Source organism: Entomobacter blattae, from assembly GCF_014672835.1.
Classification (GTDB): Bacteria; Pseudomonadota; Alphaproteobacteria; order Acetobacterales; family Acetobacteraceae; genus Entomobacter; species Entomobacter blattae.
In genome coordinates, this window is the sequence record NZ_CP060244.1 from 2,524,977 (window position 1) to 2,541,725 (window position 16,749).

The 16,749-nt window shown below is 45.1% G+C and carries 16 protein-coding genes; 11 read left to right on the plus strand and 5 right to left on the minus strand.

Annotation, left to right across the window (positions count from 1 at the left end; all coding sequences use genetic code 11):
* The first annotated feature begins 350 nt into the window (after positions 1-350).
* Complete coding sequence (locus JGUZn3_RS11470; RefSeq protein ID WP_203413637.1) at positions 351-2,552, plus strand: FUSC family protein; 2,202 nt, start codon at positions 351-353, stop codon at positions 2,550-2,552.
* Between the two features lie 113 nt (positions 2,553-2,665).
* On the opposite strand, the gene JGUZn3_RS11475 is transcribed toward JGUZn3_RS11470, so the two are convergent.
* From JGUZn3_RS11475 to JGUZn3_RS11485, 3 genes are all read right to left on the minus strand, one after another.
* Positions 2,666-3,979, minus strand: coding sequence for a DEAD/DEAH box helicase (locus JGUZn3_RS11475; protein WP_203413638.1), 1,314 nt, complete (start codon positions 3,977-3,979; stop codon positions 2,666-2,668).
* A gap of 330 nt (positions 3,980-4,309) precedes the next feature.
* The gene (gene ubiM, locus JGUZn3_RS11480) at positions 4,310-5,527 is read right to left on the minus strand and encodes a 5-demethoxyubiquinol-8 5-hydroxylase UbiM (RefSeq protein ID WP_238996822.1); all 1,218 of its coding nucleotides are present in this window, start codon (positions 5,525-5,527) and stop codon (positions 4,310-4,312) included.
* A gap of 279 nt (positions 5,528-5,806) precedes the next feature.
* Positions 5,807-6,397: a nitroreductase family protein gene (locus tag JGUZn3_RS11485; protein WP_203413639.1), complete on the minus strand. Its 591-nt coding sequence runs from the start codon at positions 6,395-6,397 to the stop codon at positions 5,807-5,809.
* Positions 6,398-7,297: 900 nt separating this feature from the next.
* On the opposite strand from JGUZn3_RS11485, the gene JGUZn3_RS11490 reads away from it, so the two are divergent.
* From JGUZn3_RS11490 to JGUZn3_RS11535, 10 genes are all read left to right on the plus strand, one after another.
* A complete protein-coding gene (locus JGUZn3_RS11490) occupies positions 7,298-7,489 on the plus strand; it encodes a hypothetical protein (protein ID WP_203413640.1) in 192 nt (63 codons plus the stop codon).
* 77 nt (positions 7,490-7,566) lie between these two features.
* Positions 7,567-8,166 (plus strand): imidazoleglycerol-phosphate dehydratase HisB, encoded by a 600-nt coding sequence (gene hisB / locus JGUZn3_RS11495; RefSeq protein WP_203413641.1) that lies wholly within the window; start codon positions 7,567-7,569, stop codon positions 8,164-8,166.
* A 2-nt stretch (positions 8,167-8,168) separates the two neighbouring features.
* Positions 8,169-8,597, plus strand: a complete 429-nt coding sequence (locus tag JGUZn3_RS11500; protein WP_203413642.1) for a hypothetical protein — start codon at positions 8,169-8,171, stop codon at positions 8,595-8,597.
* Positions 8,594-9,250 (plus strand): imidazole glycerol phosphate synthase subunit HisH, encoded by a 657-nt coding sequence (hisH, locus tag JGUZn3_RS11505; RefSeq protein ID WP_203413643.1) that lies wholly within the window; start codon positions 8,594-8,596, stop codon positions 9,248-9,250. The genes JGUZn3_RS11500 and hisH overlap by 4 nt, the downstream gene beginning before the upstream one ends.
* A gap of 17 nt (positions 9,251-9,267) precedes the next feature.
* Positions 9,268-10,923 (plus strand): 1-(5-phosphoribosyl)-5-[(5-phosphoribosylamino)methylideneamino]imidazole-4-carboxamide isomerase, encoded by a 1,656-nt coding sequence (gene hisA, locus JGUZn3_RS11510; protein WP_238996823.1) that lies wholly within the window; start codon positions 9,268-9,270, stop codon positions 10,921-10,923.
* A complete protein-coding gene (gene hisF / locus JGUZn3_RS11515; protein WP_203413644.1) occupies positions 10,923-11,684 on the plus strand; it encodes an imidazole glycerol phosphate synthase subunit HisF in 762 nt (253 codons plus the stop codon). The genes hisA and hisF overlap by 1 nt, the downstream gene beginning before the upstream one ends.
* A 275-nt stretch (positions 11,685-11,959) precedes the next feature.
* Positions 11,960-12,340, plus strand: coding sequence for a phosphoribosyl-ATP diphosphatase (locus tag JGUZn3_RS12535; RefSeq protein ID WP_238996967.1), 381 nt, complete (start codon positions 11,960-11,962; stop codon positions 12,338-12,340).
* Between the two features lie 269 nt (positions 12,341-12,609).
* A complete protein-coding gene (locus JGUZn3_RS11525) occupies positions 12,610-12,975 on the plus strand; it encodes a histidine triad nucleotide-binding protein (protein ID WP_203413646.1) in 366 nt (121 codons plus the stop codon).
* Between the two features lie 28 nt (positions 12,976-13,003).
* The gene (gene nth / locus JGUZn3_RS11530) at positions 13,004-13,687 is read left to right on the plus strand and encodes an endonuclease III (protein ID WP_203413647.1); all 684 of its coding nucleotides are present in this window, start codon (positions 13,004-13,006) and stop codon (positions 13,685-13,687) included.
* Positions 13,688-13,758: 71 nt separating this feature from the next.
* A complete protein-coding gene (locus tag JGUZn3_RS11535; protein ID WP_203413648.1) occupies positions 13,759-14,046 on the plus strand; it encodes a hypothetical protein in 288 nt (95 codons plus the stop codon).
* Here the strand turns inward: JGUZn3_RS11535 and JGUZn3_RS11540 are convergent.
* Positions 14,043-14,303 carry a hypothetical protein gene (locus tag JGUZn3_RS11540; RefSeq protein ID WP_203413649.1) on the minus strand — a complete coding sequence of 87 codons (261 nt, stop codon included), beginning with the start codon at positions 14,301-14,303 and terminating at the stop codon, positions 14,043-14,045. The two genes, JGUZn3_RS11535 and JGUZn3_RS11540, sit on opposite strands and share 4 nt — an antisense overlap.
* A 5-nt stretch (positions 14,304-14,308) precedes the next feature.
* Entirely contained in the window at positions 14,309-16,627 is a 2,319-nt protein-coding gene (locus tag JGUZn3_RS11545; RefSeq protein ID WP_203413650.1) for a ComEC/Rec2 family competence protein, read from the minus strand.
* Positions 16,628-16,749: the final 122 nt, after the last annotated feature.

The window sequence follows — 16,749 nt, forward strand, 5'->3', positions numbered from 1 at the left end:
TTTCTTCACCATAAAACTTAAACTCACCATAGAACTATAAGAACCTAAACCAGGTTTGCCATTGAACAATTGAGCCATAGTCGTCTTCTTTACTCAGAGCAGTCTACCAGGAGACATCCCCAATCAGCAATTGGTAAGACAAGACAAGGCAAGGATTTTGCTTCCTGGTATGTCTCCCCTTCATCTTTGTATCAATTAAATAGCTCATCTCTCGTCATCCATAACGCTTCAAAATTTGACTCTTCAAGGGATTTTGGATATTCCACATCATAAAAACCTGTATAGCTGATGCTAATATTCTTTTCTCTTCTGCTATTCTTTCAACATTCCTGACATGTCGTTTTATTATCATGACCCACGTCAATACTCTCGTTTCAAACTGGGTTTTTAAACTTTATCGTTCCTGGATTTTATATACCCCCTTCCTAAACAAAAAAATTCCCCTAAAGTGGCTTTTTGCCCCTACACCGGAAGCTTTCTTTTTTTCTGTTCGCACCACAATTGCAGCCCTTATCGCCCTTATCATTGCCATGTGGATGGAACTAGACAGCCCCGCATGGGCCCCAATGACGGTATGGATTGTAGCCCAGGGAAGCCGTGGGGAAAGTATTTCAAAAGCCAAATGGCGTTTTTATGGAACCATTGTGGGGACTATTGTAGGAGTGGCTCTTATTGCCGCCTTCCCGCAAGAATGGGGGTTATTCTTTTTAACCTTGGCCGTTTGGATGGGGTTATGCAGTTTTCTTGCCAGTTTTACCGATAACTTTCGGGCCTATGCTATGGTACTTGCCGGCTATACTGCGGCCACCATTTCTATTGATGCGATATCCAACCCGAATGATGCTTTTATAATCGGCATGTCACGCTTTACATATATTACACTCGGCGTGGTTGTAGAAACTGCCTTTTCAGCCCTTTTTACCTATAACCTTGTAGAACAAGCCCGTGGAAATCTTAACCGCCTCCTCCATTCTGCCATTGAGGGAGCCTCTCTTGCCATTGCCGACCTACTGGCAGGAGATAGCAAGGCCCTAGGGCGCTCACGGCTATTATTTTCCAGCATCGTTACCATGAGTAACCAAATCGAATTCCATGAAATTGAGCTTGGTGGTCATGGCCATGAGGGAGATCACGCAAGGGCTGCCCTTTCCTCTATCTCTATTTTACTGTCCAGGACCCTTGGTTTGGCTGCGCGGTTAAAATCGGTGAATACCTCCTCTAAAGACCTGGCCAATATCTTGGATAAAACCCGAAATTTCTTTGGTAAGGTTCCCGAACTTCTGGTGGGAGACTCTATTACACCCCTGCGGGTTGAACTCGATAACCTCCTGTCCATTAGCCGCAAAACAATTATTGATCTCCTCTCTGAAGAGGTCAGCACTGTCGCTGAACATAATACCGACTCCCTTCAGGAAGAGCATGCCTTACATTTGCTCAATGAGCGTATTATCTACCAAGGTCTTTCAGACATCTACACCGAAATGAATCAGGCGTTGCTTGAATTTGATCATACCCTTCACCCTGTGAAAAGGGATGATTTTAACTTTCATAACGCTGTCTTTCATGACCCGAAGGAAGCCCTTGTCAACGGGCTGCGATCTGCCTTGTTCATAATGGTGAGTGCCCTGTTTTGGGAAATTACCGCCTGGTCTAGCTTTTCAACCATGCTGACCCTTGGAGCCCTTACTATTGGGCGCTTTTCCATTACGGATTTGGCCAGTATTACTTCATACCAATTCTTTAAGGGCACTGTTGTCGTAACCTTTGTTGCCTTTTTCCTTAACTTTTTGGTTCTTCCCACCCCTGCTTCCTACGAAGTTCTGGCCTTATGCCTGTTTCCACCAATGTTTATTGCAGGGCTTGCCTCTAGAATACCGCAACTAGCTGCCCCCGCCACAGCCTATAACACCTTTCTGCCTGCCCTGATTGCCCCTAATAATACGGGGCGCATCAACGAAGTCGCCTTCTTTAACACAGCCTTGGCCATATTAGCAGGCATTTGGTTAGCGGTAACCGTATTTGACCTAGCCTTTCCCTTCAACCCCATCAAAGAACGGCGGCGCCTTAGGCAAATTACCCTCTCAGACCTGCGCCATATTGCAGCAGCAGAGCCAATTCCTTCCATTCAATCCTGGATTGGCCGGAATGTAGAACGTTTTGTACGCCTAATCCGCCATGCCGGATATCTGCCCACGCCCATAACGGAAGCCTATATGCAAGGCACACTTTCTGCCATGACTATTGGACGAAATGTTATTAATTTACGTTTGGCGATCCAGCGGAATCAAATGCCTAAACCCTGTATTCAGGTGATTCAGGTTGTTGTTCGACGTATGACCCAGTTTAGCGGTATACACGGCCGAACGGCCTTAACAGCGCGCAGTGCCATAAAAATTCTTAGAAAACAAGAAATTGTTCAAACCAACATTAGTATCAGGCTTGAGATGACCCGTGTTATTGCCTCCCTCATGGTGATTTCCTATGAGCTGGAAGACAATAAAGATTTTCTTGATCCTTCACGGGCCTATCTTTTACCTGGCGAACGATTCTAGCCTGCAAGGGAAAAAGGCGCTGAACGGGAAGCTGGTAAGAAGTTGTTTTCTCACGAACGATTCTAGCCTGCGCGGCTGTGGAACTGCAGAGAAAGGGCAAAACCCTAAAAAATTTACTTGGCCTGTTTACGCAGATTTCCCCCCTGTGGCCTACGTTTTACGCCATCCTTCCTAGGAGGGGCAGATCGGCCCCGAAAATTACCTTGGGAGGTTTTCTTTCCAGTGAGAGAAGGAGGGGGAAGTTTAGAAAACTCTGCCGCTTCCGAATAAAATTTATGTTCGCTAAGAGAGGAAATAGGTTGATCTACTACCCGCTCTATATAATTCCACCATACTCGATGGGCCCCTTCACATAACGAAATAGCAACCCCAGCCCGGCCTGCTCTTCCCGTTCTGCCAATACGATGAACATAGCTTTCAGGCAGGTTAGGAATATCATAGTTAAAAACATGGCTAATATCATCTACATCAATACCACGGGCAGCAATATCTGTGGCCACCAGCACTTTTACAGCCCCATCCCTAAATCCTTGAAGGGCCTTCTCCCTTGCATTTTGTGATTTATTACCGTGCAATGCCATGGCATTCAGCCCGTTTTTCTGCAAAAACTCTGTAATGCGGTTGGCTTCATGCTTCATAAGCGTAAAAACCACACTTCTCTGAACATCGGGTTGATTCACAAAAGAAAGCAAGGCCTGCTTTTTATTATGAGCATCGACAAAAAGTACAAACTGATCAATCTGTTTTACAGTTGTATGCGAGGGTACAATTTCAACATAGCTTGGAGAATGCAAAAGAGTTTCTGCCAAAGCCCGAACCCCATCTGGCATCGTAGCAGAAAATAAAAGGGTTTGTTTTTTAGGAGGTAGTAACTTTATAACCCGACGAATATCATGGATAAACCCCATATCCAGCATACGATCAGCTTCATCAAGTACAAAAAAACGAATATCTGCCAGAGACACCAAATCCTGCTGAATAAGGTCAAGAAGGCGCCCAGGAGCGGCCACCAAAATATCTACCCCACCTTTTAATTCACTCACCTGACGGCCTTGTTTAACACCACCAAAAACAACCGCACTACGCAATTTGGTATAGCGGGCATATTCTCGGATATTATCACCTATCTGGGCTGCAAGCTCGCGCGTAGGGGCCAGAATAAGAGCAAGGAGTGGCCTTTTTTTATGCTCCCGCTCTATAGTAGAGAGAGGGCCAGAGGCCTTGGCTTCCAGAATTTTTTGAAGTATGGGAAGAGAAAAGGCAGCTGTTTTACCCGTGCCAGTTTGAGCGAGGCCAAGCATATCCTTTCCCGAAAGAACGATCGGAATGGCTTGCTCTTGAATAGAGGTTGGCTTATCATAACCAACATCTGACAAAGCTTTTATTATGGATTTATCCAGCTTAAACAGGTTGAAACCAGCCGACATAAAAGCAAACCTCCGCCCAACATGGGCAATAAAATTCTTTAAAAATACGAAGCCCTCTCATAAAAATAGAATGACCTGCTTTTATCAGATGTAAGACTCCATACCATTAAACTGGGGGATCTAAATAAATTAATTCTTTGTTAGAGGAAGTATGACCCTCTCACAAGGTTGATATGCGAATCTATTATGTCGGCTTTATGGTCTAAACAAGACAACATTCTGAAACAGCAACAAAAGGCAGAAGCATCTCGTAAAAATTTTCTTTATAAAAACCTCCACGCCCTGTTCCTTGTTCAACAAATCTTTGTTGAACAAAAATTACGGTAGATATTACATTTCCGCAGGGATGGGACCTGTTTCATCCATAAGCATTTTTGTGACCATTCCTTTCAATGGCCCCATATGCTCTGCAACCGAAATGCCAATTTTCCGCACAAGCCTGAAAGGGAGCTCTTCTCGAGCATAGACAACAGCAATCCCATTGGTAATGGCAAATAACGCTGTACTCGCCATACGATGGCGTAAAGAAAACCGCTGTACAACGGAAAGCGAACCAATATCACGCCCTTTTGAGAGAGCACTGCCAATTTCCTCTGCCAAGATATCCTGGCCTACGAGACCCAGGTTAAAACCATGGGCAGTAATGGGATGCATACCTACGGCAGCATCTCCAATAAGAGCCAACCGCCTGCCCCAAAACCTATGAGCATAGACCCCTTTTAAAGGATAGGCATGACGGGAACTCACCAGTTCCATATTCCCCAGGCGGTAGCCCACACGGCACATAACCTCCTGCGTAAAGGCTTCATCCTCCATCTGGCGCATCTGCTCCATCTCGTCAGTCGATAAGGTAAAGACAATGGAAGACATATTGCCATTCATCGGCAAGAAGGCAAAAGTCTGACCCTGATCAAACCATTGAAGGGCAATATGATGGTGTGGTTTTTCATGCGTCATACGAAAAACCATCATCGTTCGATGAAAATCGTGCAAAATGGCGCCAATGCCCTGTTTTTCCCGAACCTGGGAAAAACGCCCATCTGCCGCTATGATAAGACGTGCGTGCAAAACTTCGCCATCAGCATCGGTAACCGTGGCATTAATGGGGCTGGTTTTAACATCTTCTACAGTCTTTCCAGCCTTTAAAGTAATATGGGAACGGCTTTGACATTCTGCAAAAAGGGCCCTGCGAATAAGATGGTTAGAAACAAGATAGCCTAGGGCCTCCTCTCCTGTTCCATTGGTATCAAAAACCAAAGGTTCGCCACCACGGGCATTCTCAACTTGGGCTTCCTTTAACTCGGCTACGGAGTTTTCAGGGAGACGATTCCATACATGCATCGTCTGCAACAACCGTGCAGAACGATGCGTAAGAGCTATTTCACGCCCATCAAAGGGGGCATTCTCCCATGTCTCCCAAGGAGACCTTTCCAAAACAACAGACGCCACCCCCATAGCATCCAGGGATAAGGCCATCGCTAAACCTGCTGGCCCCCCACCTACGATCACAACATCTGTATAAGTAGGGGGCATCTGTGTTTCAGACATTCTCGTTTCTCCAATATCCTCGATAAGGCTTAAAGATTTAAGCTCAAAAACTCGCTATTCTTCTAATTTATTTCACTTAACGCTTCAGACACGCTGAGCAGGACTTATTTTTACTGCCCGCTTTGCTTTTTATTGTGTTTTATAAAATACATCATAGGCAAACCCCACCCCTTTTACCGGCACTTTTTATGCCAGCTTATGCCAGCACTTTTTACGATGGGATTATGATGGGAATGAAGAAGGTTCAGCTTAAAAATCCTTCACCAGAGCCCAAACTTATCAATCAACTACAAACTCTGGAGCTTCCCCCTCCCATTTGGCAATAAAACCCTTCACATCAGGGCGTTTTTTTTCCTCCATTCGTGACGGTTTTTCTGGCGTACCAACAAGCAGATACCCTGCAAGTTGATCTGGAGAAGAAAACCCCAGTTTCTTACGAATTTTCTTATTATAAGCCATATCACCAGAAATCCATACAGCCCCAAACCCCTCAGCATAAAGGGCATTAAGCACATTCATGTAGGCTGCCGCTGCCGCCATTTGCTGTTCTATCACAGGGATCTTTTCATTTTCTTTTAAACGCATTCCCAAAGCAATGATAAGGGGCGTAGACATAAATTTTTTAACCCGCTTTTCTATCTTTGCCTCAGGAACAGGCGGAGTCTGAGAAGAAAGGGCTTTTTCAAGTAAACGTGCAAACTCTTTGCGCATATCCCCTTCGATCAGAACATAACGCCACGGGCGCATTTTTCCATGATCTGGCGCAGCCATAGCTGTTTGCAATATGCGCATTAACTGCTCCCCTTGCGGTGCCGGATCGACCAAACTATCCACAGAGTGCCGCCCCAATAACATTTCTAATGCGTCCATTCTATCCTCTATACACTTTATTATTAAGGTAAGACTAAATCTTACCATAAAAACTCAAAAATCCGTGCCTATAAACATATGAAATAAAATTCACAACTACAATCTCAGTGAGTCGGCCCAACCTCTTTTGTTCTTTCAAACACTGACCATACAAAGGGGTACACAACAGGCTCTTTCCTGGTTGCTCCTTTCTGCTTGCTCCTTTCTGGCGCATACAGCAAAAAGGAACAGAAAGCCCCTTCTCGCGCATAAATTCCATTTCTGCAAGAAGAGCATAAGGATCCACCACGGACACCGTTACCAATTACCCCCAGCTTACCCCTTACGCCCCCTAAAGGAAGCAGAAAGAGAAGGTTTTTAATCTCTCCCTGTAAGGCAAACCTCTAAGAAAACCTTTAAGCAATAGGGAGAGTCCCATTTCATACTTTCTCTACCCTACAAGATGCCTCACGCCTTTGGAAAATAGACCAAAGCTTACATAGTCTTTAATAAGATACATTTTTTAAATAAGACGCACCTAATTAAAAGGTGCTTTACCCTATCATCAACCTTCATCAATCTATATATAGTGAAGCGCATTCTTATTGTCCGGCTGACAAAAAGAGTTGTTTCTATTCTTTTTCATTAGGATTTATGAAACTTTCTATCATTATTATGCGCTTTTGCCCTTATGCGTTTTTTGAATGTAATTTTTGAACAGACATACTGCGAAATATTTCCTGCACAAACAACTCACCACTCCTTCATATGTTCCCAAATGCGTTCTAACATTTCGCCCCTTTTGTATTTATTCCCTCTACATTCTCCTAGAAGAAGTAGAGAAAGATGACGCCCTCTTTTATCTCATGGTCTTACCTGTATCTATCTCAAGACCTTACCTATATCTTAAGGTCTTACTTGTTGATTTTTGCCCGAAAAATTGTTGATATCCTAAAAGGTCCTAAGGCTCTCCCTCAAAAGGTTGGCAATAACCTTGTTGAGATTAAAGAAAAATCCTTTCAAGATAAAAGAGCTACAGACGGAAGCAAAAACTCCTTCGTTAACGCCATCGTTTTCTTTACAAATTTTTTAATTTTGTGCAATAAAGCTTAGATACTTACTATATAAGGTTCACAATAGCTTTACGGCAAAGTGATCTGCCCTGCCTGGTATAATGGAGCCTCTCTTCTATGACAGTCCCCCAACGAACAGCTCATGTCCACCGCATCACAGGAGAGACAGACATAACCATTGCCCTCGTTATAGATGGGATAGGCACAGCTAATATAGAAACGGGTATTGGTTTTTTTGACCATATGCTCACGGCTCTAGCCAAACACAGCCTTTTTGACCTGACAATCCTGGCCAAAGGCGACCTTCATATCGATTATCACCATACAACGGAAGATGTTGGCATTACCTTAGGGCAGGCTTTTGCTCGCGCCATGGCCGATAAAAAAGGAATTTATCGTTTTGGCTCAGCCCTTGTTCCCCTTGATGAAGCTTTAAGCGAAGTGGTTGTCGATCTTTCCGGCAGGCCTTACCTGGCTTGGAACGCCGCTTTTCCCTCTGAAAAAATTGGTCTTATGGATACAGAGCTCTTTGAAGAATTTTTCCGCGGTTTTACCATGAGTGCCCTTATCAACCTCCACGTCACCAATAAAGCGGGCCGTAACAGCCACCATATTGCAGAAACCATTTTTAAAGCGACTGCCCGGGCCTTGCGCAAAGCCTGTGAAGTCGATAGCCGTTCCATCAACTCGATCCCTTCTACAAAGGGAGTATTATAAAAATGAAAATTTTCCAAGTCTATCTCCCCTATCGGCCTTCTTTAGACAACCCACCCATTTTGGATGAAGAGCACCCACCCATTGTGGTTAAAGAAGGATTTTCCTGGTTGGTTTTATTTTTTGGATGGCTGGGTCTTATCGTAAAGAAAAGCTATATTGCAGGCACCCTTGTTGCAGCCGCAACGCTTCTTATCCATACTTTTATCCAGCATTTCGGTGCCACCTATGAGTGGCTGGGCGCACTCGCTTTTCATTTTACGTTGGCAACCTTCACACCGGAAATTCTAAAATGGGAGCTCAGACTTAAAAGCTATAGACCAGAGAGCCTTATTTTAGGGCGTAAAAAACAAGAGGCCTTGTTGCGGTTTCTTGACCACCGCACCTATTTGCAACAAACATCACCTTCTGCCTCCGATGGGTTTTCCTCATGAAGAGTCTTTCCGTTGTGGTCATTGACTATAATGGCGGTAACCTAGCCTCTGCAGCCCAAGCCCTTGAGCATGCCGCCCAGCTGAGCCATATTCCTGCTCGAGTTGAAATTTCCAATACAGTGGAAGCACTTAAACAGGCTGATCGTATTGTTCTTCCAGGACAAGGGGCCTTTAGGGATTGTGCTCAAGGCCTGCAAAATATTCCCCACCTGCTGGAAACCCTCAACGAAGTCACTAAAACTGGAACACCTTTCCTAGGTATTTGCGTTGGCATGCAGCTTATGGCCGAAGAAGGTTTTGAAAATGACCGAACCCCTGGCTTGGGGTGGATAAAAGGCAAGATTACCAAAATGTCACCTCCTGGCCAAAGGTTACCTCAGATGGGCTGGAACGAATTGACTTTTTCCACCCCTTCTCACCCTCTTCTACAGGGCCTTCACCAAGGGGTACACGGATATTTTGTTCACTCTTATGCTTTATCGGACTACGCTTCTGAAGATATTGTAGCCACAACTGACTATGGCGGAGCCCTGCCTGCTATTGTCGCAAAAGGTAATAGGGCTGGTACCCAGTTCCATGTTGAAAAAAGCCAGAAAACAGGCTTACATATTCTTGGAAACTTCCTACGTTGGTCGTCAAGCGATCCCGTTTGAATGATGAGCTTCTTTTCATGAAAAACTTTCAGCCCAAATCCTCTCCCCCTACCCTGTCTTGCTCTAAAAATACAGCAACGGCCTATACCTCCGCCTTGCACGAAAAGAAAAAGCATAAAAACCAGTCTGATCATTCCTCTGTTCAAAACGATCATAAAAACCACATTGTCGCTGAGAAGCTCCAAGAAATTTCAGAAGATGATCTCCAGGCCCTATGCGAAGCCTTAGATGCTGCTATTTTGGGGAATAATAGCACAGGTTGGCTTAAGGTCCCCTCTCGGAAAATGCTGCAATGTTACTTTCAAGGGGCCTTACTTGTGCCTGGACGAAGCGTGTACGTTATTCGGCTGAATTCAGTCATTGTGGGCTCCATCCAACTGATCCGACCTGCTCGCAGTAATGAAGAACAGGCCATGAGCTGTAGCCTTCAAGGGTTTTTCCTAGCCCCTTATACGCAAGGCCTAAGCCTTACAAAAACACTCCTTAACGCTGCAACCCAAGCCGCCTATGCCCAAGGCTATCAATTTTTACATATTGAAGTCCGACAGGATCTAACACGCCTTATAACAACTCTGGGTGAACTAGGGTTTGAACATTGGGGCACCAACCCATATTTTGCCAGAACCCAGAAAGGCCTCGTCTCTGGTCTTCTTTTTACGAAATCATTGAAAGACGATAAGGATCCTTCTAAAACGGATTTGGCTGAAACGAGTTTGGAAATTTCTACCCCAAAAGGAAAAGCAGCCGATTTGAACCCCAAAGCCCCTTCGGGTTCTTTTCCTCCAGCGGCCTTACCATCACTCACCCCTACAAAAAGCCTCTCATTTTGCGTCGACACCAGCAAAATACCAACACCCCCTGCCACACCGCATCAAAATAATGCTCCCACACCGCAAAAACCCTTTTTTACTTCAACAGCGAAACACTCCATGACCCGATCCGCCTTAACAATTTACCCCGCCATAGACCTTAAAGAAGGGCACTGTGTAAGACTCCGGCAAGGAGAAATGGAACAGGCAACCATCTATTCTGATAATCCAGCAGAACAAGCTCTGTCATGGGAGAAATCAGGCTTTGAACACCTCCATATCGTTGATCTGGATGGAGCTTTTGCTGGCCACTCCCAAAATACAGATGCTATTCTCTCCATCCTAAAAGCCACAACTCTGCCTGTTCAACTCGGTGGTGGTATTCGTGATATGAAAGCTATCCATCATTGGATTAATGCAGGCGTTCAACGAATTATTCTCGGGAGTGCGGCCGTTAAAAACCCTGATCTGGTCAAAGAAGCCTGCCAAACCTATCCTGGGCGTATCATAGCAGGCATAGATGCCCGTTACGGCCAAGTACTCACGGAAGGATGGGCTCAATCCTCCAATATGCATGCCAGCGAGCTGGCCCTTCTCATGCAGGATGCTGGGGCTGCTGCTATTATTTTTACCGAAATCAGCCGCGACGGTATGCTAACAGGGTTAGACCTAGAACAAACCATTGCTCTGGCTAACAGCCTTTCCATTCCGGTTATTGCCAGTGGAGGAATTGGCACTCTTGAGGATCTCAAGGCCCTACGCCAAGCTACTGAAGCAGCCCCTGGTATAGAAGGGGTTATTATTGGGCGTGCCCTCTATGATGGACGTATAGCACCCACCCAAGCTCTGGAAGCCTTAAAATAATGCTGAAGCTTCGTGTAATCCCTTGCCTAGATGTTAAGGATGGTCGTGTAGTTAAAGGGGTGAATTTTGTCTCCCTTAGAGATGCGGGAGATCCTGTTGAACAGGCCACACTCTATGATGAGGCGGGTGCTGATGAGCTCACCTTCCTAGATATTACCGCAAGCCATGAAAACCGTGATACTATTCTCGATGTTGTTTCTCGAACAGCTAGCCGTATTTTTCTGCCCCTAACCGTCGGAGGTGGAATAAGAAAAACTGAAGATATTCGCAAGCTCCTTCTCGCTGGTGCCGATAAATGTGCCATGAATTCAGCAGCCCTTCATAATCCTGATCTGATTAATGAATCTGCTGAGAAATTTGGCAGCCAGTGTATTACTGTCGCCATAGACGCCCGCAGGAATAGCCATGGTGGTTGGGAGGTTTATACCCATGGGGGGCGCAACCCTACGGGTATTGATGCTATAAAATGGTGCAAAGAGGCTGAAGAACGCGGTGCAGGAGAAATTCTTCTTACCAGCATGGATCGAGATGGTACAGGTGAAGGCTTTGACCTGGCCTTGCTTAAATCAGCCTGTCAGGCAACCAACCTTCCCATTGTGGCCTCTGGAGGCGTAGGCAAGTTAGAACATTTTGTGGAAGGTGCTCAAGCTGGTGCTACGGGATTATTAGCTGCCAGTGTTTTTCATTTTGGGCAATTCAGGATCTTAGAGGTTAAAAAAGCACTTGCCGAAGCAGGCCAACCTGTGCGACTGACAGACTGACAAGGCCATGACAGAAACTAACAGAGTGCCGTGGCTATATAAATGAAAGGCAGGGATGTGACATGACAAAGGCGTCAAAAAACATACTTTCTGTTGCTAAAACACAGAGAAAAAAAGAAGAGAAAAATAAAAAACCTTCTCTTGTTGAGGCCGCTCCCATAGCAAAACCACACACGGCTTCCAGTAAAAAAGTGAGCACAAAAAAAACCTCTACCAAGCCGGCCCTGCCACCCAAGGCCACCAAAAAAAACAACCCCAAAAAGAGACCCAACAAAATAATATTGCCCAAAGCAGGCACTGTTAGCGCTGATATCCTTGATACGCTTTTTGATGTTGTGACCTCTCGCCGAACAGCAGACCCAGCCATAAGCCATTCGGCTCGTCTTCTAGCAAAAGGCCGAAATAAGGTAGCCCAAAAATTTGGTGAAGAAGCCGTAGAATGTCTGATCGAGGCCGCTTCAGGAAATACAAAAGAGCTCATTTCCGAAAGTGCTGATGTTTTGTATCATCTTATTGTTGTATGGGTGGATGCAGGCCTTCATCCCTCTGAAGTCTGGGCAGAACTGGCCCGTAGGAAAGGCATTAGTGGCATTGAGGAAAAAGCCTCCCGGCCTGCAGAAAATCTTGTTGTCCCCCTTACGACTAAGCAAGAATAAAAATCATATTCTTTTATACTCCGTAAGTTCGATGGAAATATTTTAACGCCTACTCGCTCCACCTCTCCTTCATCTTTTGCAGGATCAAAAAAACATACCCCCCTTTCCACAACTTATTTTCTGTTATGACGACTGTTAAAGTCCAAAATACGCTTGTTACCTTACACTTGTTACCCATAGAAAGATATTTACGGTCACTCCCATTGCTTTATGTTTATTTTCTTTTAATCTGAAGCTGAATTTTTAAATTTTCAGCGAAAGGCTTTGGTATGAGCGATCGTTATGACCAGAACAATATTTTTGCAAAAATCCTTCGTAAAGAAATCCCCAGCACTCCTCTTTACGAAGATGAATATGCTTACGCCTTTCATGATCTTTACCCACAGGCCCCTATCCATATTCTTGTTATTCCCAAAGGGGCCTACATATCGATGAATGATTTTACCGCTAATGCCTCTATGGAAGAGATCGCTGGTTTTTTTAAAGCCGTAGGCCTTGTCGCTCGTAATGCCGGCTTGGCTGATGAGGGGTGGAGAATGGCTAGCAATATAGGGGAAAATGGTGGCCAGGAAATTCCCCATCTCCACATCCATATTCTTGGGGGGAAAAAACTAGGCCCTCTTCTTGGCCCATAATCCTTTTATAAGACCCTTTTCATAGTTTATGCCAACACTTCCAAAACCTCCTCCCAAACCTGCACGTTTGATGACGAAAAATCAGGTCTTCCAGTTTATGCAGACACTCGAAAGAACCTATCCTTCTGCGCGCAGTGAGCTGGAATATAAAAACCCTTTTACCTTGCTCGTCGCTGTTGTTCTTTCTGCACAGGCTACGGATGTTTCTGTCAACAAGGCCACACCAGCCCTTTTCAAAGCTGCTCCAACCCCTGATGCCATGGTGGCCCTGGGAGAGGAAAAAATTTCCGACTATATCCGCAGCATTGGCCTTTGGCGAAGCAAAGCCCATAACGTTTACGAGCTGTGCAAACAACTTGTGATGAATTATAAGGGCGAAGTCCCTTCTACCCGCCAAGCACTGGAAGCCTTACCCGGTGTTGGCCGAAAAACTGCCAATGTTGTCCTCAACATTGCCTTTGGAGAACCAACCCTTGCTGTGGATACCCACATTTTTCGGGTTGGGAATAGAACTGGCCTAGGGCCAGGAACTACCCCCCTTGCGGTAGAACAACAGCTTCTTAAACGAATTCCTAAACCATTTTTAAAAATGGCCCATTTTACCCTAATCTTACTAGGACGTTACACCTGTAAGGCGCGCAAACCATTGTGCTATGCCTGCCCTGTTGCAGAATGGTGCCAATATACAGATAAAACCACCCTACCTTCCTAACGTTTTTCCTCTCCGTTACAGTGCATTTTTTAATCCTTTGAGATAAAGTTCAGTATCATATTATTCAGTGAGTGAAGGCCTTACTCTTTCGGTATTTTCATCCGCAATATTGCCCTGCTGGAATGTGGGCTGACCAGCTTGATGAACACCATAATTCTGTTGGGGATAAAATTCCCGCAAGTTCTTTTTACCATAGTATTACTGGCTATTGCGAACTTCATAAACTGATGAAAAGTTTTACCATTTTCAAGCCTTTCATCAGACACGGAAGAAGGTTAAGCTCTGAGGGGTTAATCTGGGGACAGGCCCATTCGTATCCTGAAAATGTTGGCAAGATCAGAGAAAAACTCCAACACTAAAACCATTCCCCCACATTGGCGGCATTGGAAAAATGCTGCTCTCTTAAGAAGCCTAATGGAATGAGATAACCAATTTTCCCAAACTGGAAAGAAGGCTTGTTCCCAATCAGATATTCAGATCTTAAGAGAGTTGTTCCCAAAGAGGTTAGGACAGAAAGTGCCTGATCGAACTTTTTAAGATCGAGAACGCGATGAGGCAAAACGGGTGAATATGTATTGGCAAACCACGAGGCGATAAACCACGAAACGATATACAAGCTCCCTATTCCGATGCTGCGAGGGGAAGATTTGGTAACCCTCTTTGCCCCGGTTCCCTGACCCAGGGCCGCATACCTCTGACTTGCTGATCGCTGATGAGGCGAAGAGACGCGCTTTTAAACCAAATATTAAGGGCACCACTCTTTCGTATACTGATTGTATTGATCTCTTGTCCTACAAATGCAGAACAAGGCTCTCTATAAGCTACCAATGTGAGAACCAAAGCAGCTTTCTGGCAAGCCTTTTTCATATTGGCCTTTTCCATATTTAAGAGAGCAGGAGGGCGCGGATCCTCTCGTTTTTTCTTTTCATAATAAAGCAATATTTCTCTTCCCTGCATCCCAAAATGATCCAAGAAAATACGACAAATCCCACCTGACTGACAATGCAAATACTCTGGCCAAGGTTGCCCCTTATCACCTACGGCATTACCCACGGGGAAGAAAGCCTGATTTCGGGTTGCCGTATCGCCACCTTCCTCGGAAGAGAAGTGCTGAACTGAATTGAGTGCAAACCCTGTCATCCATCTTTTTTCTATATAAGGATCATGCCCAAGAATGATAAAAAGTCCTTTATGGTCTATCAGGCCTACCAAACGCCCATCTGGCGACACCAGCAAGTTCGGGGGTAATTGAAACGCCATAACCCCAATAACCCCCGCTAAAACTATCCCCCCAACCAAACGAAGTCTTCTGGTGCCCAAACAGCATAACGTTACTCCCCCTATCGCACACCACAGCACCGCCTCAGGCATAAGGGGAATATGAAAAACACTGCCCGGGAGGCGTGCGACCATATGAGCAAGAAGTATAATGGCTTTTATTCCTATCCCCATCATGGCCAAAGCCCAAGAAGCCTTACCAAAAACCATCAGAAAGAGTGATAAAATCCCCCATGGCAAAACCCAAAGACTGGTTATCGGAACAGCAATGAGATTAGCGATAATAAAATAAGGCTGAAATGTTCCAAAATGGGCCGCAATCACTGGCAAAGTCGCCATACCCGCAAAGAAGCTAGCAAAAAACAGGTTTCGGCCTTCTGCGGCAAGCCAACTCCTTTTCCATAAAGGAGTGTGCTGGTAACGATTTTGCTCATAATGATGAATAATCTGATAGCCGCAAATTAACCCCAAAACCGCTGTAAAAGACATCTGAAAAGAAACGTCTCGTACCAACTCTGGCCACACGATCAAAAGCAAGCCAATGGCCCACCCAAAACGCAACAGGGAAAGGACTGGCCTTTCAACCAGCAATGCCAAAATAATCCATGCCAGCATAAAATAACTCCGAAGAACAGGCACATGAAGCCCTGTTAAAACGGCATATCCTCCCCCCAGCAAAAACCCTGTGATCAAGGCAATTTTCTTAATAGGCCAGTGAAGGGCCGCATAGGGCCAGCACGCTAACCCTTTCCGCAAAACAAACACGCACACCCCCATAACACTGGCAAGATGCAACCCTGCTACTGCCAATAAGTGCGAAAGACCTGAAGCTGCAAACTCCTGGCGTACGGACTCTGCAAGCAAGCCTGTTTCCCCGGCCAGTAAAATAGCTTCTATGGCTTTACAATCCTGGCATCCTGTTTGGCTCATAATCACATTGGCAATATTTTGGCGCGTTTGCTGGATTCTCTGCTGAACTTGGCCCAAAATAGTATAAAATTTTAATCGAAAGTTATTCCCTTCCCCATCTTCCACCACTTTTCCCACGCTTAAGGCATACCCCGCCCCATTGATATTTTCAAACCATGCCCTAAACTGCTGATCATAATCATGAGAGAATGAGGGAGAAGAAATAGAGCGCAGCATGGCGCGAAGCTCTATCTTCTGGCCAACCTGATAATGTTTTGGATCATTATAACGTAAACGAACCCTTACATCGCGCATTAAGGGGTTTGTATCTTGTTCAACACCAGAAAGATACTTCACGTTCGATAAAGTAACATAGTGTTTTATGGCTTCGTCTTTTACTCTGGCACGAGAGTCTACACTGGTACGAGAGTCAATCTTAATAATCCGCCCTTCCATAAGGGTTCCATACCATGGAAGTGCTGTAACCGGGTTTTGCCAGTGGGTGTGAAAAAAAGCATTTGCAAACCCGCAATACCCAACAAGCAAGACAGCCGTGGCTTTCTGCACTGTAAAAAATGAGAAAAAATGCCCAATCGCCCAGATTATCCCTATGCTTAATCCGGCTAATCCCATATCTTCCCAGGCAGGCTCCCGCTTAAGGGAAAAATAGCTTATACATCCTATGGCAAAAACAATGGCAAAAACAGCCGCCCTGCTGCCCATAATCGGGCTAGAGAGGCTCTGAAAAAACAATAGACCCCTATTCTTTTTGATCTCGTTTTTCATCTGATGGACACCAAAATGCCCCGTAAGAATATCTACGCCCTAGAATAGGCTTTTAAGGAGACAAGCTTACAGGAATTCATTTTTTATTG